The organism is Enterobacter cloacae complex sp. ECL414 (assembly GCF_021869685.1).
Lineage (GTDB): Bacteria > Pseudomonadota > Gammaproteobacteria > Enterobacterales > Enterobacteriaceae > Enterobacter > Enterobacter kobei.
Genome location: NZ_CP091481.1, coordinates 2,743,240 through 2,761,083 on the forward strand (window position 1 = coordinate 2,743,240; position 17,844 = coordinate 2,761,083).

General features: G+C 52.9%; 18 protein-coding genes and 1 pseudogene. 6 read left to right on the forward strand and 13 right to left on the reverse strand.

Annotation, left to right across the window (positions count from 1 at the left end):
* Positions 1–37 precede the first annotated feature (37 nt).
* Positions 38–1,294 (reverse strand): glutamyl-tRNA reductase, encoded by a 1,257-nt coding sequence (gene hemA / locus L3068_RS13245; RefSeq protein ID WP_008499512.1) that lies wholly within the window; start codon positions 1,292–1,294, stop codon positions 38–40.
* A 201-nt stretch (positions 1,295–1,495) separates the two neighbouring features.
* On the opposite strand from hemA, the gene lolB reads away from it, so the two are divergent.
* The 4 genes from lolB (at position 1,496) to dauA (ending at position 5,850) form a co-directional block, all read left to right on the forward strand.
* Positions 1,496–2,107 carry a lipoprotein insertase outer membrane protein LolB gene (lolB, locus tag L3068_RS13250; protein WP_023330589.1) on the forward strand — a complete coding sequence of 204 codons (612 nt, stop codon included), beginning with the start codon at positions 1,496–1,498 and terminating at the stop codon, positions 2,105–2,107.
* On the forward strand, positions 2,104–2,973 hold the full coding sequence (gene ispE / locus L3068_RS13255; RefSeq protein ID WP_117580392.1) for a 4-(cytidine 5'-diphospho)-2-C-methyl-D-erythritol kinase: 870 nt from the start codon (positions 2,104–2,106) through the stop codon (positions 2,971–2,973). Before lolB ends, ispE begins: the two co-directional genes overlap by 4 nt.
* A 125-nt stretch (positions 2,974–3,098) precedes the next feature.
* Positions 3,099–4,046 carry a ribose-phosphate diphosphokinase gene (prs, locus tag L3068_RS13260; protein ID WP_003856663.1) on the forward strand — a complete coding sequence of 316 codons (948 nt, stop codon included), beginning with the start codon at positions 3,099–3,101 and terminating at the stop codon, positions 4,044–4,046.
* Positions 4,047–4,170: 124 nt separating this feature from the next.
* Positions 4,171–5,850, forward strand: coding sequence for a C4-dicarboxylic acid transporter DauA (gene dauA, locus L3068_RS13265; RefSeq protein ID WP_117580394.1), 1,680 nt, complete (start codon positions 4,171–4,173; stop codon positions 5,848–5,850).
* Here the strand turns inward: dauA and L3068_RS13270 are convergent.
* Both L3068_RS13270 and ychH read right to left on the reverse strand, forming a co-directional pair.
* The gene (locus L3068_RS13270; protein WP_117580396.1) at positions 5,836–6,894 is read right to left on the reverse strand and encodes a MerR family transcriptional regulator; all 1,059 of its coding nucleotides are present in this window, start codon (positions 6,892–6,894) and stop codon (positions 5,836–5,838) included. The two genes, dauA and L3068_RS13270, sit on opposite strands and share 15 nt — an antisense overlap.
* A gap of 120 nt (positions 6,895–7,014) precedes the next feature.
* A complete protein-coding gene (ychH, locus tag L3068_RS13275; RefSeq protein ID WP_008499505.1) occupies positions 7,015–7,290 on the reverse strand; it encodes a stress-induced protein YchH in 276 nt (91 codons plus the stop codon).
* A gap of 274 nt (positions 7,291–7,564) precedes the next feature.
* Here ychH and pth point away from each other — a divergent pair, with 274 nt between their 5' ends.
* A complete protein-coding gene (gene pth / locus L3068_RS13280) occupies positions 7,565–8,149 on the forward strand; it encodes an aminoacyl-tRNA hydrolase (protein ID WP_014884200.1) in 585 nt (194 codons plus the stop codon).
* Between the two features lie 126 nt (positions 8,150–8,275).
* Positions 8,276–9,370, forward strand: a complete 1,095-nt coding sequence (gene ychF, locus L3068_RS13285) for a redox-regulated ATPase YchF (RefSeq protein WP_023312134.1) — start codon at positions 8,276–8,278, stop codon at positions 9,368–9,370.
* A 54-nt stretch (positions 9,371–9,424) separates the two neighbouring features.
* On the opposite strand, the gene L3068_RS13290 is transcribed toward ychF, so the two are convergent.
* The 10 genes and pseudogenes from L3068_RS13290 to L3068_RS13335 all read right to left on the reverse strand — a co-directional run bounded on the left by L3068_RS13290 (position 9,425) and on the right by L3068_RS13335 (position 17,842).
* Positions 9,425–9,718, reverse strand: a complete 294-nt coding sequence (locus L3068_RS13290) for a YciI family protein (protein WP_117580398.1) — start codon at positions 9,716–9,718, stop codon at positions 9,425–9,427.
* Positions 9,719–9,817: 99 nt separating this feature from the next.
* Entirely contained in the window at positions 9,818–10,183 is a 366-nt protein-coding gene (locus tag L3068_RS13295) for a hypothetical protein (RefSeq protein ID WP_117580400.1), read from the reverse strand.
* A gap of 16 nt (positions 10,184–10,199) precedes the next feature.
* Positions 10,200–10,580 (reverse strand): hypothetical protein, encoded by a 381-nt coding sequence (locus tag L3068_RS13300; RefSeq protein ID WP_014884207.1) that lies wholly within the window; start codon positions 10,578–10,580, stop codon positions 10,200–10,202.
* An 84-nt stretch (positions 10,581–10,664) separates the two neighbouring features.
* Positions 10,665–11,141, reverse strand: a complete 477-nt coding sequence (locus L3068_RS13305) for a hypothetical protein (protein WP_047344643.1) — start codon at positions 11,139–11,141, stop codon at positions 10,665–10,667.
* Between the two features lie 26 nt (positions 11,142–11,167).
* The gene (locus L3068_RS13310) at positions 11,168–11,650 is read right to left on the reverse strand and encodes a hypothetical protein (RefSeq protein WP_014884209.1); all 483 of its coding nucleotides are present in this window, start codon (positions 11,648–11,650) and stop codon (positions 11,168–11,170) included.
* A 224-nt stretch (positions 11,651–11,874) separates the two neighbouring features.
* Positions 11,875–12,120, reverse strand: coding sequence for a hypothetical protein (locus L3068_RS13315; RefSeq protein WP_023337401.1), 246 nt, complete (start codon positions 12,118–12,120; stop codon positions 11,875–11,877).
* Entirely contained in the window at positions 12,120–12,545 is a 426-nt protein-coding gene (locus tag L3068_RS13320; protein WP_047344644.1) for a hypothetical protein, read from the reverse strand. The genes L3068_RS13315 and L3068_RS13320 overlap by 1 nt, the downstream gene beginning before the upstream one ends.
* A gap of 60 nt (positions 12,546–12,605) precedes the next feature.
* Positions 12,606–12,754 (reverse strand): annotated as a pseudogene (locus tag L3068_RS25445) (RHS repeat-associated core domain-containing protein); the annotation flags it as partial.
* A gap of 250 nt (positions 12,755–13,004) precedes the next feature.
* A complete protein-coding gene (locus tag L3068_RS13330) occupies positions 13,005–13,436 on the reverse strand; it encodes an immunity 26/phosphotriesterase HocA family protein (protein ID WP_047344645.1) in 432 nt (143 codons plus the stop codon).
* Entirely contained in the window at positions 13,433–17,842 is a 4,410-nt protein-coding gene (locus L3068_RS13335) for an RHS repeat-associated core domain-containing protein (RefSeq protein ID WP_232947907.1), read from the reverse strand. Before L3068_RS13335 ends, L3068_RS13330 begins: the two co-directional genes overlap by 4 nt.
* Positions 17,843–17,844 lie beyond the last annotated feature (2 nt).

Genomic DNA, 17,844 nt, shown 5'->3' on the forward strand with positions numbered 1-17,844 from the left:
GTAAGTGCACCTTGTCTTAGAAAATGGGTATAGGGCGCTATTCCAGCCCGAGGCTGTTGCGCAGAATAGTCAGGCGTTCATCATCCCCGTCACGGGCAGCCTGTTGAAGAGATTTGGTTGGTGCATGGATCAGGCGGTTGGTCAGTTTCCACGCCAGATCCTGCATAATAGCTTGTGCGTCGCCGCCCTGTTCAAGGGCCGCTAACGCTTTGGCAGTCAGGTCATCACGCACCTGCTCCGCCTGCCCGCGATACTCGCGGATGGTCTCGCTGACGCTTTGCGCGCGCAGCCAGGCCATAAACTCGCTGGTTTCCTGCTCAACAATGGTTTCCGCCTGTACCGCCGCCGCTTTACGCTGAGCGAGGTTGTGCGAAATGATGCTTTGCAGGTCGTCAACGCTGTAAAGATAGGCGTTCGCCAGTTTACCGACTTCCGGTTCAACATCACGCGGGACGGCGATATCCACCAGCAGCATCGGCTGATTTCGACGCGACTTCAGCGCGCGTTCCACCATCCCTTTACCGATGATTGGCAGGGGGCTGGCGGTAGAACTGATAATAATGTCCGCCTCTTTCAGACGTTCATCGATGTCGCTCAGCGCAACCACTTCTGCGCCCACCTCATCCGCCAGAACCTGCGCACGTTCGCGGGTGCGGTTCGCGATAATCATCTTTTTCACTTTATGCTCGCGCAGATGGCGCGCCACAAGTTCGATGGTTTCGCCCGCGCCCACCAGCATCACGGTGACGGTGGAAAGGGACTCAAAGATTTGACGTGCAAGGGTGCAGGCTGCGAAAGCAACAGAAACCGCACTGGCACCAATGTCGGTTTCGGTTCGCACACGCTTCGCCACGGAGAACGACTTCTGGAACATACGCTCCAGTTCACTGGCCTTCAAATGCCCTTTTTGCGAATCCGCAAAGGCTTTTTTCACCTGACCGAGAATCTGCGGCTCGCCCAGAACCAGTGAATCCAGACCGCTGGCGACGCGCATCAGATGGCTGACCGCATCATTGTCCTGATGCCAGTACAGGCTGTTACGCAGCTCGTCTTCGTTGAGATTGTGGTAGTCACATAACCAGCGGATCAGCGCTTCATGCAGGTTATCCTGTTCTTCCACGCTTAAATACAGCTCGGTACGGTTGCACGTCGAGAGCACCACGCCCCCTTGCACCATGGGTTGGGCAAGCAGGCTGTCCAGCGCCAGGTCAAGCGTATCCGGCGAAAACGTAACGCGTTCTCGCAGCGAAACCGGGGCCGTTTTGTGGTTAATACCGAGTGCTAATAGGGTCATGTTGAGCGGGAGTAGTACCAGCGTTAATAAGGTTAGCAGGACGCATCATACAGGATGCGCGAGATCAATAAAAGAGACCGCCTCCTTTCGGAGTAATAGCTTACGCATTGCTTTGAGATAATTTGAACGTAGACGGTGGGACTGCGGGACGCTAGCATTAACAGTTATAACTGCAACGTATCTCAAGGATTTGTCCTCATTATGACCCGACTGATTCGCCTGCTGCCTCTGGCGGCACTGGTTCTGACCGCATGTACTGTCACCCAACCAAAAGGCCCGGGCAAAAGCCCTGATTCACCGCAGTGGCGTCAGCACCAGCAGGACGTCCGCAATTTGAGCCAGTATCAGACCCGCGGCGCCTTCGCCTATCTCTCTGATGAACAAAAAGTGTATGCGCGTTTCTTCTGGCAGCAAACCGGGCAGGACAACTATCGCCTGCTGCTGCTGAACCCGCTCGGCAGCACCGAACTGGAGCTTATCGCCAAACCGGGCGAAGCGCAGATCACCGACAATAAAGGCCAGCACTACACCGCGACCGATGCCGAAGAGATGATTGGCAAGCTGACCGGGATGCCGATCCCGCTGAACAGCCTGCGCCAGTGGATCCTCGGCCTGCCGGGTGACGCCACCGACTACACCCTGGACGATCAATACCGTCTGAGCCAGGCCAACTACACCCAGAATGGCAAAACCTGGAAAGTGGTATACAACGACTATGACAGCAAGAGTAAACCATCGCTGCCATCAAATATGGAGCTGACACAGGGCAGCCAGCGCATCAAGCTCAAAATGGATAACTGGATCGTTAAATGATGACCCACTGGCCTTCTCCGGCAAAACTGAACCTGTTTTTATATATCACCGGTCAGCGTGCTGACGGCTACCATACTCTGCAAACGCTGTTTCAGTTTATTGACTATGGCGACACGATCGCCATTGAGCCGCGTCAGGACGGGCAGATTTGCCTCCTGACACCGGTCGAAGGCGTGGCGCAAGAAGACAACCTGATCGTGCGTGCCGCGCGCCTGCTGATGAAAGCGGCAGCGGAGTCGGGGCGGCTGCCCGCGGGAAGCGGTGCGGACATCAGTATAGAGAAGCGCCTGCCGATGGGCGGCGGTCTGGGCGGCGGCTCATCTAACGCCGCCACGGTGCTGGTTGCCCTGAATCACCTCTGGGGCAGCGGGCTGTCGCAGGACGAACTGGCCGCCCTGGGCTTGACACTGGGCGCGGATGTTCCGGTGTTTGTTCGCGGTCATGCGGCCTTTGCCGAGGGCGTGGGGGAAATCCTCTCCCCGGTCAACCCGCCGGAAAAATGGTATCTGGTTGCTCACCCCGGCGTGAGCATTCCGACCCCGGTCATCTTTAAAGATCCTGACCTGAAAAGAAATACCCCGATTCGGTCAATAGAAACGTTATTAAATTGTGAATTCAGCAACGATTGCGAGGATATCGCAAGAAAACGTTTTCGCGAGGTTGATGCGGTGCTTTCCTGGCTGTTAGAATACGCGCCGTCGCGCCTGACTGGTACAGGGGCCTGTGTCTTTGCTGAATTTGACACCGAATCCGCCGCTCGTCAGGTGCTTGAGCAAGCGCCGGATTGGCTGCATGGTTTTGTAGCGCGTGGGATGAACATCTCCCCCCTACAGCAGGCCATTCTGGCGCAGACTGAGTTTCGGTGACAACGTCACCCTGTTCCAGACGTTGCATCGCGCTCTTTAATACACCGCCTGGATAGCCTTCGCCTGGCCCGCACAGTTTGCGGCGAACGCTATCCACCACTGGACGCATGCCTGAGGTTCTTCTCGTGCCTGATATGAAGCTTTTTGCTGGTAACGCCACCCCGGAACTAGCACAACGTATTGCCAACCGCCTGTACACTTCCCTCGGCGACGCCGCTGTAGGTCGCTTTAGCGACGGCGAAGTCAGCGTACAAATTAACGAAAATGTACGCGGTGGTGATATTTTCATCATCCAGTCCACCTGTGCTCCAACGAATGACAACCTGATGGAACTGGTTGTTATGGTCGACGCCCTGCGTCGCGCTTCCGCAGGCCGTATCACTGCTGTAATCCCTTACTTCGGCTATGCCCGTCAGGACCGTCGCGTCCGTTCCGCGCGTGTGCCAATTACCGCTAAAGTCGTTGCTGATTTCCTCTCCAGCGTCGGCGTTGACCGCGTACTGACCGTTGACCTGCACGCAGAGCAGATCCAGGGCTTCTTCGACGTCCCGGTTGATAACGTATTCGGCAGCCCAATCCTGCTGGAAGACATGCTGCAGCTGAACCTGGACAACCCGATCGTGGTTTCTCCGGACATCGGCGGCGTGGTACGTGCCCGTGCTATCGCTAAGCTGCTGAACGATACCGACATGGCGATCATCGACAAACGTCGTCCACGCGCTAACGTTTCTCAGGTGATGCACATCATCGGTGACGTTGCTGGCCGCGACTGCGTGCTGGTTGACGATATGATCGATACCGGTGGCACGCTGTGTAAAGCCGCTGAAGCGCTGAAAGAACGTGGTGCGAAACGCGTATTTGCTTACGCAACTCACCCAATCTTCTCCGGTAATGCGGTAAACAACCTGCGTAACTCCGTCATTGACGAAGTTGTGGTATGCGATACCATCCCACTTAGCGACGAGATCAAGGCACTGCCAAACGTGCGTACCTTGACCCTGTCCGGGATGCTGGCCGAAGCGATTCGTCGTATCAGCAACGAAGAATCCATCTCTGCAATGTTCGAACACTAATCGAACACGGCCGAAAAACCCGCTGCGGCGGGTTTTTTTGTCTTTAAGTTTTATTTGTATGATTAATGCCTCCTTCACCTGCCATTCATATGACAGATGATGCGCACTCGGATGATAGATAATTGTGAAAAACGTAGCCTCCTCACATGTTCTGCCCTTTCGCGCCCTCATCGACGCTTGCTGGAAAGAGAAGTACACCTCGTCACGTTTTGTCCGTGACCTGATTGCCGGGATCACCGTCGGCATTATCGCCATACCGCTGGCGATGGCGCTGGCGATTGGTAGCGGCGTTGCACCACAGTACGGCCTCTACACCTCGGCCGTTGCCGGGATTGTCATCGCCCTGACCGGTGGTTCACGCTTCAGCGTCTCTGGCCCGACCGCCGCTTTTGTGGTGATCCTCTACCCGGTTTCGCAACAGTTTGGTCTTGCAGGCCTGCTGGTTGCCACCCTGATGTCAGGCCTGTTTTTGATTCTCTTTGGCCTGGCCCGCTTTGGCCGCCTGATTGAGTACATTCCCCTTTCCGTCACGCTCGGGTTCACCTCAGGGATCGGGATCACCATCGGAACCATGCAGATCAAAGATTTTCTCGGTCTGCAGATGCCTCATGTACCGGAACATTATCTGCAAAAAGTAGGCGCGCTGTTTATGGCACTGCCTACGGCCAACCTGGGCGACGCCGCCATCGGGATTGTGACGCTGGGTACGCTGATCGTCTGGCCTCGTTTAGGGATTCGTCTGCCGGGTCACCTTCCCGCGCTGCTGCTGGGTTGCGCAGTAATGGCTATCGTCAATATGTTCGGTGGTCATGTCGCGACAATCGGCTCGCAGTTCCACTATGTGCTGGCGGACGGTTCTCAGGGTAGCGGCATTCCGCAACTGTTACCGCAACTGGTACTGCCGTGGGACATGCCTGGCTCCAGCTTTACCTTAAGCTGGGATTCCCTGCGCGCCTTGCTTCCCGCCGCATTCTCTATGGCAATGCTGGGGGCCATTGAATCGCTGCTCTGCGCCGTCGTGCTCGACGGCATGACCGGCACCAAACATAAAGCCAACAGCGAACTGGTCGGTCAGGGGTTAGGCAATCTCATCGCCCCGTTCTTTGGCGGTATTACCGCAACGGCAGCCATCGCCCGTTCAGCGGCGAACGTGCGCGCGGGAGCAACCTCCCCCGTTTCGGCGGTTATCCACTCCGTGCTGGTGATCCTCGCTCTGCTGATCCTTGCCCCGCTGCTCTCCTGGCTGCCGCTTTCCGCTATGGCCGCGCTGCTGCTGATGGTGGCCTGGAACATGAGTGAGGCGCATAAGGTGGTCAACCTGCTGCGTCGTGCACCAAAAGACGACATCATCGTAATGTTGATCTGTATGTCGCTGACGGTGCTGTTCGATATGGTTATCGCCATCAGCGTCGGGATCGTGCTGGCTTCCCTGCTGTTTATGCGCCGCATTGCACAGATGACGCGCCTTTCGCCGGTCAACGTAGAGGTGCCTGATGATGTGCTGGTGCTGCGCGTAATTGGCCCGCTGTTCTTCGCCGCGGCGGAAGGCCTGTTCAGCGAACTGGAAACTCGTATCGCGGGCAAACGGATTGTGGTATTGAAATGGGATGCCGTACCGGTGCTGGATGCCGGGGGCATGGACGCCTTCCAGCGCTTCGTACAACGTCTGCCGGAAGGCTGCGAGCTGCGGGTGAGTAACCTGGAATTCCAGCCGCTGCGCACCATGGCGCGCGCGGGCGTACAGCCGATCCCTGGCCGACTCTCTTTCTACCCTAACCGGGAAGCGGCGTTAGCGGATCTGTGATTCACCTGATGCGGAGAAACGTCTCTGCATCATTATCCCGATGGCCTGCTGGAGCCATGCAAGCACAGCAGGCGACATCCATGTTCCTTTCATCAGCTGCGGCTCCTGCTGCATGGCCGCGCGAAACTTTTGCTGGGTTTCCGGGTTTGTTCCCGCATACGACTGGAATAACGCCAGCCAGTTTTCAGCCAGCTTTTGCGCCTCCTCACAGGCAGGATCGATACTTTTCCGCTGCGCCTGATGCAGTTTCGCCACCAGCGGCGGCCACTCCATCATGCGGTCAAAGTAGTGTGCCCTGGTAAAGGCCATCTCTTCGGCGGTGAGATACTTCTCCCATATGTTGAGCTTAGATTCAGCAAACGCCCGGGTAATGTACTCCGTCATCTCCGGCGTGATGCCAGTCTGCGCCTGCATTTGCGGCTCAACGCTGTGCATTTCGTTCAGCCGGGTAAGAAACTCCGGCTTGCCCGCAGTGTCCTGCTCCAGGCGTTCCATCCAGCGCGTCGCCAGCTCCATGGCTCGCGCATCCGTAACGGGGATATGTTGCTCCAGAAGTATGTTGGCCTCTGTAACCAGCCCTGACCAGATAGCCGCCAGTGCCTCCTTCTGCACCGCAAACGGCAGCTGCTGTAACTCTTCTTTGCTAAACCAGCGATCGTACATATTCATTAACTCCAGCGTCTGTAGCCAGGATTCCAGATCCGGCGTCGCATCGTCGCGAAGCCCGGTGCGCAGTTCCACCAGCCGGTCGCGCAGCGTATGTATGCTGCAAAGCTGTTTATCCAACAGTGTGATTTGCGCATCGAGTAACTCGGTTAACGACAGCGACGCCTGTTCCAGAAAATCCCTGATTTCAGCAAGTTCCAGCCCCGCTTTTGCCAGCGTCTGGATCATGTGCAGACGCTGGACATCTGCCAGGTTGTAAAGCCGGTAACCTGCCGCACTTCTGGCAGAAGGCAGCAACAACCCTGTTTGCTCATAGTGATGCAATGTCCGCACGGTGATCCCGGCCCGTTTCGCAAGGTCACCCACTTGAATCAACATAATTGCTCCTTTTTACTTTGCCAGTGCACACACTCTGGAGCCTTACGTTACGTGAGGGTCAATACTACATGCAAAAAAAAACGACTCCCTCGGGAGTCGTTCGGTGTTCTTTATCAGGTACTAGCTGTGCTTGTGCTGATCCCTGCGACAACGTTTATCATAATGGCGCACCCACCAGTATTTATCGCAGACTTCCTCATGTCCGCTCACGCGCGCCCCGGCAAGCCACAATACTGCACCGAGGAAAATGCTCAGTACCGCGCCATGCGCGAAGTATTGCGGGAGATCAAGCTGCGGCAATTGGTTTAAAATTGAATAACCCACGCCGACAACCATCACAAACAGCCCCAACCCCATCAGCACGTTACCGAGTAACGAAGCGTTTTTGCGTTTCATGTGTCACCTCCGGAACTTTGGGTTGTCAGGGGAAAAGCCCCTAATCCTTTTGTGTAAAGTATAGACAACGCCTCTTTTATGAGTTGCGTGAATGATCACATTTACGGATAACTCCCAAACAAAAGTTTACAAATAAGGCGTTGAACAGCTTGAAATTCTAATTGTTCAGATGAGAAATTACTCGACTTTCGCCGTGACGATTGCAGAATTTTGTCAAGCGGCGCGCCAGACAGTAAACTACGCGCCAGATCTGGAACCCATTAGGAATTGAATCGTGACGATTAAACTGATTGTCGGCCTCGCCAACCCGGGCGCAGAATATGCGGCCACTCGCCACAATGCCGGGGCATGGTATGTTGATCTTCTGGCCGAGCGGTTGCGTGCTCCCCTGCGCGAAGAACCTAAATTCTTCGGCTATACCTCACGTATCAACCTTGCTGGCGCAGATGTGCGCCTGCTGGTACCCACCACCTTTATGAACCTGAGCGGTAAAGCCGTGGCGGCAATGGCAACGTTTTATCGCATCAATCCGGATGAAATTCTGGTGGCTCACGATGAGCTGGACCTCCCACCCGGCGTGGCAAAATTCAAACTGGGCGGCGGGCACGGGGGCCATAACGGTCTGAAAGATATTATCAGCAAGCTGGGCAATAACCCGAATTTCCACCGTTTGCGCGTAGGAATCGGCCATCCGGGCGATAAAAACAAAGTTGTTGGTTTTGTGTTAGGTAAGCCCCCGGTTTCTGAGCAGAAGCTGATTGACGAGGCGGTAGACGAAGCGGTGCGCTGCACTGAAATTTGGCTGAAGGATGGCTTAACCAAAGCGACAAACCGCCTGCACGCTTTCAAAGCGCAATAATCCGCCCGATACGGCTTTTTTACCGCGCGTGATGCGGGTTACGTGTATAATAGGCAGAGTTATTTACTTTTCATCAATCGGTTATCGTTAACGGATTGATTATCAAGATATTAAGGTGATTTAGAAATGGGATTCAAATGCGGTATCGTCGGTCTGCCAAACGTGGGCAAATCCACCCTGTTTAACGCGCTTACCAAAGCGGGTATCGAAGCGGCGAACTTCCCGTTCTGTACCATCGAACCGAACACCGGGGTTGTGCCAATGCCCGACCCGCGTCTGGACCAGCTCGCGGAGATCGTGAAGCCACAGCGCATTCTGCCGACCACCATGGAGTTCGTTGACATCGCGGGCCTGGTAAAAGGCGCCTCCAAAGGTGAAGGTCTGGGTAACCAGTTCCTGACCAACATTCGTGAAACCGAAGCGATCGGCCACGTTGTGCGCTGCTTTGAGAACGACAACATCATCCACGTCAACAACAAAGTGGATCCGGCTGACGACATCGAGGTCATCAACACCGAGCTGGCGCTCTCTGACCTCGACACCTGCGAACGCGCGATTCACCGCGTGCAGAAGAAAGCCAAAGGCGGCGATAAAGACGCGAAAGCGGAACTGGCTGCGCTGGAAAAATGTCTGCCACAGCTGGAAAACGCGGGCATGCTGCGCGCGCTGAAAAACCTGACGGAAGAAGACAAGGCGGCGATCAAATACCTGAGCTTCCTGACCCTGAAGCCAACCATGTACATCGCCAACGTTAATGAAGACGGTTTCGAGAACAACCCGTATCTGGACAAAGTGCGTGAAATCGCCGCGGCGGAAGGTTCTGTCGTTGTGGCTGTATGCGCTGCCGTTGAATCTGATATCGCCGAGCTGGACGACGCTGACCGTGAAGAGTTCATGGCCGAGCTGGGTCTGGAAGAGCCGGGTCTGAACCGCGTAATTCGCGCAGGCTATGAGCTGCTGAACCTGCAGACCTACTTCACCGCTGGCGTGAAAGAAGTGCGCGCGTGGACGATTCCTGTGGGTGCAACTGCGCCTCAGGCGGCCGGTAAGATCCACACCGACTTCGAGAAAGGCTTTATTCGTGCGCAGACTATCGCGTTTGAAGACTTCATCACCTACAAGGGTGAGCAAGGCGCGAAAGAAGCAGGCAAGATGCGTGCGGAAGGGAAAGATTACATCGTTAAAGATGGCGATGTGATGAACTTCCTGTTTAACGTTTAATTTGTTTTGAATGAAAAAAATCCACGCCCTGGCGTGGTTTTTTTTATTGTGGGGTTAAAACACATTATCTAATAGTTCTGTTTTCATGCTGGGTTCAAAGGGAATGATTTCAACAGTCGCTAGCTTTAACGCCTGAAAAGGATCCTCGCGCAAGCGCTCTTCAAGAGAGGCAAGACTTTCACACTTAGCGAGAATGACCCCACCGTTTCTTGGGATCCGTCTACCGGATGCCAGGAAAATCCCCTCTGAATACCCCTTTTTTAGCCACTCAACATGAGCATGTATCGCTGCGTCAATCTCTTCGAGTGGTTTGATATAGGTTAAAATGACAATGTAAACCGTGCTCATCCTTTGCCTCTTAGCTCTGTTTTAAACCGCTTGTTGGAACTGCTTATGCAGCCCTCTTTTGCCACCGGTTATTGTTATCATTTTTTGGTGCTTTTGATGTTAATACGCAGGGCCCGATATAGACAGCGCGTTACGCTTCATATCCCAGGAATAAAACCAATCATGCCAGCCGTTTTGCTTTTCCGCATAGCTACAGACCACAACCACTTGCTTTGACAGGTTGAAAGTTAAGTAATAGAAAGCTGCGCCTTCAGGAGGTGCTGACCAAAATACTTTTTCACCCTGCGCATTGAAGATGGTCAAAACGGTTGGTAGGGGCTTTGAGTCGCTTAACGCAAAGACTAACTGGCGTGTCGAGTCGACCATTGCATAGTCTATAAATGGCATACTAATCAGTATGTTACTTTCGCCACATATCCATTGAAGCAGGTCATTTTCTTTAATACAAATGAGATTTTCAATCATTAGTAAATCTCTACTTTTAAAGTTTGAACTGTTTCAAATCACCGTCAAAAAGCCCCACAAGATATACCCGGTATCGGGCTGGCTGCACTTCTTTATACGTTAATACAGTGGAAAACTCTTTTAAACACTTTGAACATGAGTTTTTCGAAACATCTAATTGGCTTTCATCATAGCTATATTTCTTATTTTCACTAACAAGCTTTACACCTCTCATTTTCTTAACCAAAAAGCATTTTACCTCTTCAGAGAGCGTGTCAAACTCATATGAGTTTACGACAGAGTAGACTATTACGCCCTCGCATTCAGGGCATGCTATTTTTGCGCCGTAATCTATAAAGTCATTATCAATACCATCCAGCACTAATATCTTCTTCTTCAGTCGATTAGTTAATTTCATTTTTATTGAGCCTTTAAGTTATTAATAGAAAAAGTAAGGCAAGAAGAAAATGCGGGATTTTATTAATTAATAACATTATTTATGTCAAACATTCCATTTGATATAAAAACCACAATCGAAGCTTTTTTCATTAGACTGTACAACAATACTTCCCCATTCATGCGCCCATTGAAATCCATATGGGGGATTGGTAATTTTAAGCTTAGGCTTTGAGGTTATTTCACTCTCAACCCATGATGTCAAACGCTGCTGCTCATCCGATAAATTACTCTGACTTGCCCTTTTACCCCAATCATTTAGCGTTTTATAAAAACTTCCATCCTTACTAGTAAGGAATAATGATGGGGTAAAAGAAAATGCTGAAGGCCTTAGTTCCAAAATGAAAATTTGACCTTTCCATTTAACATTATCGATAGCGAAATAAAAAGAACCTATTTTAGTCAATGGCGAGAAGAACTTGTAAAATGCGGAATTTTTAAAAGTATCAACATCTTTTAATTCGATTGGGTAGTTGTTAATTGCTACAAATCCAGTATGAACATCAAGTTCCATTTCTAACATATCTAAACAACCTTGCCTGGAAGTGACTACGTTATATTCCAAACTATATATATCCCATGATTAAATGACTTTGTCTCATATGAGACTGAAACCCGCCCCCACTCAAAGTTCCACCTAATGATGTCTGTTTCCGTGGTATCAGGCGTGTCCAGGTTTAGTGATTCTTTCAGCCAATCAGACAAACTTTTCACTGATTCATTTAGCATGCGAATATTAGTTCGAGCGTTCCAATCATTTAATGCGTTATAGTATTGACTGTTTTTATCAACAAGATGAAGCATAAAAGGAAAACCATAGCACACTGTGCGTATAGTAACTTGAAATTCTTTGTCGAAAAACGCTACTGAGTCAACAAGGTAGTGATTAGGCATGGTTTTCTTTATAGCTTTGTACTTAACTAATTCGTAGTATAAATCACATTTACAAAAGCCTTCTTTAGTATCAATTTCCAAAGGCAAACCATCAAAATTTAGTTCACCTGTAATCGGTTTAAATTTTAATTCAATCATGTTGCCCTGTTCTACTTTTGAATGCCTAACACGAGATTGTAACTAAATCAACTACAACATGATGGCATCCATATAAAGAAGCATTTCCGCGTACAGATTACACGTGTTATATGCAAGGCTCACACTGCATTTTCCACTACGCAACTAAAATACACCTGCATCAATTATTGCATTACGCCACACCGTTATAACCATTTCAATCTAATCTACATGACAATAAATCCTTATTGCCAATGGTGTAATAAATCAATCCACATTTCTTTTTCTCCAGAGATAACTTTAATGTTATCCCTATTTTCTTTTACATACTGCATGTACGTTTCATAAATGGCTCTTATAGTCACGGTTTTTTCAGAGCGAGAACCTTCAATCAGAGTCATTAGTTTTTCTAAATAAATTAATGAATCCACTCTTTCGTTGAAAAAAACCTTGAGGTAATCGAGCACTTCATTATATGAATCGTAATTCATTATTCCTCCGGAAGAATATCAATTTTATCGAAAATAATTGTCCGTTTTTCTGCATGCATTTGTTCTACGCCCCCCTTTCCGTATTGCGGATAAGCATGCGTAAATTGTTGTAATGGTGCACCAATTTCATCTCCAAACATTCTTGGATGCCTCACTTGTGGAGTACCATTTTCGTAAAGTTGCAATGTATCAAACGTTCCTCTAATCCTTGCATCACTCCAAGAGACATCCGCTGGTAACGTCGGATCAACTTTATCGGGACCTTTTATCTGAAACGCATCACGAGCCGCTTTACCCGTTTCAAATTTTTCGAATCCAAAATACGTTACGGGCGCTTTTTTTGTTTCGAGAAGACCAGGAGCCCATTTATCTAAACTGCCATCGTCATTCAAGTATCGAACATAACGATAAGCAGTTGAAGGCATTGTAGCGCTTGGTCCCGCTGGACCGACATAGAAATCAGGTTTTGTTTTACCGCTACACTCACGGCTCAACCCCCACGGATCCACCCACCCCAGCGCATTCGGCGCATACTGGTAAAGGTTTATCCCCCCGCCAGCCCTATCGGGTCCTGCTGCGTAAACTTTCCGCAGTCCGGGTCATAATACCGGAACAGATTGTAGTGCAGCCCTGACGGGATGTAGTGGTAGCGGGTCAGCCCTCCCACCGTAGTGCAGACGACCGACTGTCATCTCCCGCTCCGGGCGAAGGTATGAGTATTGATATCCAGCTCTGCTGCGACAAACTTGTGGCTATTCTTCTCCAGCATGCATTGTTGTAATACTATTTGGCAAGACGATCATAAAAACTTGTGAATTTATTAAAGGTGTTAATGAGCTGCTGTTGTATGTAAACTAGCAGGGGAAGCACTCTTCCCCTGATGATCAAATATTTATCAGAACATTGTCGACAAGCTCAAAGCCTGAAACCCCCATAGTTGTGTAATTAGGATATTCAGCAACAGACAAACGCCTGATTTCCTCTTCCCCATCATATAAGCCACCAGCATAATTAAATATTTTTAATTGTTTTTTTTCTTCTGTGAGATTAGCATGCCCTATAATTTTCCAAATGCCTTTGCTAATATTTTGGTTACCAGTGAAAATAACCTTCATCTCTTTGCCAAATTTTTCAAAAGATAGAGGTGTTAGTGAACTGTTCTCTTCAAACTCCTCTGTTTCCTGTATTGATAAAATGCAGAAACCTATTGCTTGCTTAAACTTTTGCTTTGGAGCAAAAACAACCTGGCAAAGCGCATACTTCCCATTACTCATCGGAATGACAAAGATGTCACCCTCTTTATATTTTACTTTCATAAGCCATTCCCTTTCAGAATTGATAACGCATCTTTCAATACTTCCCCACCCCAATCCCTACTATGACCTGCAATATCATATTTGCTAGCGTTTGGGTTATTAGGGCTATAGGATCTAATTTTATTGAGGAGATTTGTGAAAGAATTTGTTGACTTAGCTCCACCATTAAGATCCATAATCCTTTGTTCCAAAAACTTAGCTTCCGCTTTGGTCAAATTATTATCAAATATGGTCAACTGTTCCAAATGTGATTTACCCGGTGTATTCGCATGGCTATTCAAACGTGCTGGAGCATCCCCACGTCCTACATAGATAATGTTCTTTCCATCGTGTAGCACATACAACCCTTGACCATTTACTGGATCATAATGTTTGCCCGTACCTCCAGCCCTTCGAGTGGATGGTAACCCCTTACAAGGTGTAAGACCTAAAGGATCTGTCCAAACTATAGGATTAGGAGCATAGCTGTAAAGATTTAACCCGCCATTTAACCCTATTGGGTCCTGCTGCGTAAACCTTCCGCAGTCCGGGTCGTAATACCGGAACAGATTGTAGTGCAGCCCTGTCTCACGATCCAGGTATTGCCCCTGCATGCGCAGGTTCTGAGAATATCCTGATACCTGCGTTTCGCTTTCCCGCAGCAGCTTGCCCCAGGCGCTGTTCACCGCGTCCCAGCGCACCTGCCCTTCGATATCCGTCATCCGCTCCGGCGTGCCGTTGGGCTGACAGTGGAACCAGAAGATTTCCGGGGCATCCACGCCGTCGATACGCGCCAGCGGATCGTAGCTGTCCTGATCGCTGTAGACGTAGGTCAGCGGCACATCCCCGTGCACTTCCTGCAGCAGGCGGAACCCCTCCCAGACAAAACGGGTAGTGACCGGCTTGCCGGTTGGCTGCCCGCCCAGCATCTGGCGACGCGTTTTGCTGATCCGTCGTCCGAGCGGATCGTAGCGGAAGTTGACCTGCGTCTGCGGTTTGTTGCGATCCCGCGGCTGGCTGATGACCTCCGTCAGGCGGTGCTCGCCGTCGTAGCGGTAGTGCCACCGGGTCTGGCCGTTATCCTTCTCCACGGTGCGGCCGTGAATGTCATAACGCCAGCGAATGCCGTTCAGCTGCGTCAGGCGGTTATGCGTGACCTTCTCAGCAGAGCCTTCCAGCGGGTTGCCAGCGGCATCCCAGCGCCACTGCTCCTGTCCGGGCAGCGAGCCGTCCTGAACCAGCAGGCGCCCGGCGCTGTCATACTGCCAGCGGTACCAGCTGAACGGATTATCGTCCCGCTCTTCCCGCACCAGGTTATTGCGGTAATCGTAATCCCAGCGGCGAGACCAGCGGCGCGGCGACGGGCGTTGGGCATTGCCAGTGAAGACATCCCGGCGATGCAGTCGACCGAGACGGTCGTACTCGCTGCGGGTGGTCAGCAGCCCCTGAGTGCGGCTGGTCTCCCGGTGGAGTTCGTCGCGGGTGAAATCAGAGACCGACAGCTTATCGAGGGCAATACCGAGCAGATGCCCGCTGCCGTAGTAGAACTGTTTCAGCTCGCGGCCATCGGGCAGCGTGACGGAGGTGCGGTTGCCCAGCGCGTCATACTCCCACGCCAGCTCGCCGTGTTCGCCCGCCTCGCGCGTCATGCGACCGAGCGCGTCATAGTCAAAGGCAAGCTCCTGCTCGGCCTCGGTGGTCCATGCGTCGGCTGAAAGCGCAGGATGCAGCCCGATCCGGCTTAATAGTCCGGACGGTGTGTAATGATAGCGGGTCTGTCCTTCCGGCGTGGTGCGGGCGACCAGCTGGCCGCTTGCGCTCCAGGTGAAGGCGTGGGTGATTGCCTCCGGGTGACCGGCGGCAAAGGTGCGCGCTATCGTGCGCCCGCAGGCGTCGTAGCGATACTGCGAGGCCACGCCATCAAGCCCTGTCTCTTCCAGAAGCAGCGAGTCCGCGCCCCAGCGGAACCGGTACGCTTCGCCGTTTTCGTTTTCCAGGACAATCAGGCGCCCGCGGCTGTCCCAGCGGCGGCGCACCTCTTCCCCCTGAGTATTGCGGGTGGCGGTTAAGCGCCCTGCGTCATCGTATCTGAACTCGCTTTCTTTCCCGTCAGCGCCCGCATGCTTCACCGGCAGGCCGCGCTCGTTCCATGCAAGTGACTCCGTCCAGCCTTCCGGACGATCGAGCTGTACCGGACGTCCTGCCGCGTCGTAGCGATAGCGCGTCTCTTCGCCGTCGGCGCCAGTCTCGGCCACCAGCCAGCCGAGCGGATGATAACGGTAGCGGGTAATGCGCCCGGAACAGTCCGTCGCACGTACCATCTGCCCGGCGTCGTTATACTCCTGGTAGCGGCTGTTTCCGGTGGCATCGACCTCCTCAACCACCTGACCAAACTCATCCCGGTGCAGCAGCGTGGTCTGCCCCATCGGGTCGACCACGCGCTTCAGGCCGTGATGTTCGTCGTACCAGAAACGGGTCGCGCTGCCGTCGGCTTCGATAATGGCCGCCGGAAGCGCGCGGTGCTCCAGCCAGGTGGTGGTACGGGTATTGCCATCGGCGTCGATCTCCTGCACCCGGTTGCCCATTTCGTCGTAGACAAAGGTAACGGCATTGCCGAGGGGATCGACGCGACGGGTCAGAAGTTCGTTGTCATCCCACTCGTAGCGCCAGTTTTCACCGCGCTCGTCAACGTAACGGACAATCAGATTTTGCGCGTTCCAGTAGTGCTTACGCGTCTGGCCGTCGTAGTGCTCGACGGTCGTCAGCCCGGCGGCTAAATCATAGCTAAAGCGGCACCCGTCGCCGGTGCTGGTGCGGTTTTCCACCACGCGCCAGTGGTCGAATTTTTGCCAGCGGTATTCACTCTCCAGCCCACCAGGCAGGCGGTGCCAGACCATCAGGCCGCGGTCATTATAGCGATATTCACGCGTTACCACGCCGGAGGCATCTGTCGCGCTCGCCAGTTGGCCGCCCGCATCGTAGCGCCACTGCATCAGCGGCCAGGAACGGTTGCCGTCGAAATGGCTCGCCGACGTCACGCGCTGCGGGAAACGTTCATCTTCATAGCGCAAAGTAACATCTATTGCCCGTGGCTCGTCGTGAAGACCAACCAGCCTGCCGTGCTCATCCCACGTAGTCAGCAGCGCGTTGCCGTATTCGTCGCTGAGAGATGCCAGACACAGAACAGCAGGGTTTGCCCGGGTTGGTTTGTACAGACGCCACACCGCACCGTCGTCATCAGCTATCGCCACGTCGCCATTTTCATTACGGCGGATAATGATGCCTTCGCTGATGCTGTAAAACGCGCGGTCGACAGGCGGCAGCTCGAAGCTCAGCTCACGCCCGGTTTCGTCGAACCAGGTGGCGTTGTTTTCTTCCAGCGTCAGATAGCTGTCAAAGGGGGTTGCCCAGCCCAGCCCGAACAGCCCTTCGCGGGTGGTCAGGCTGTTATAGCTGCGCTGCCAGCGAAGCGGGAAGCGCCCCGGCAGCGAGAAATCGAGTTCATCGTCGTCATTCAGTACCTTTACGCCGGTGGCGGCGTGAACCGGATGCGAGGAGCCAAACACGGCATTCACGGCCATATCGGCCAGCATCCCGCCGCCGGCCGCCGCCAGCGCGCAGGGCATGTTTTTCAGAATCTTGCCCGGACGTCCGCGCAGCAGGGAGAGCGCAATCATCCCCAGCGCCAGTCCCGGTGTTTTACCGCTTTTGATATCGCGAACCGTAAGCGTGTCGCCGCCAATGATCACGTTCGGGGAGACATCGTCGGAAATGGTGCCTTCGCAGGTGGTGCGATCTTTCGCGCGCACCGCAGGCTGTCCGTTGATAAAGACGCTTTTGGAGCCTTCCGCCAGATACTGCGGCCCGGAGTGTTTTTCGCACGCCACCTTGTCTTCTTCCAGTGGCGAGGTCCACGCCGCGGCAGAGGCCACGCTCGGCTGCCACATTTCGCTGCCAAATTGTCCGGCGGCGGAAAGCAGCATCCCTGCGTAATCGGCAAAACTGCCCGGAGACTGCGGTTCAGGGGAAGGGGTATCCGCAGGCGTCAGCGTTCCGGCCGCGCGCGCGGCGGGGATCGCATTCGTCAGAACGTTATTCGAACCAGTGGTAATTTTGCCCGCAGGCGACGGAGGGAAAAGCGCATTACCCAACCCTTCCGCGGCATTGCTGATATCGTCAGTGATCCCTGCCACGTTCGCCAGCACACCGCCGACAATGCCGCTCAACAGACAGCTGGATCCTATCGCCGCCACGCCAGCGGCAGCAGCCCCCGCACCGAGGAGTGGCGCGGCAGCCGTTGCCGCCAGCCCAACCGCCGCACCGATCACCGCATAGGCGGCACCTTCCGCCACAATGCTGGTGATGTCAGCAAAAATGCTGGAGTGAATAATCTCGTCGCCCTTACGGGCCGCGTTGTTATCGCTCATGC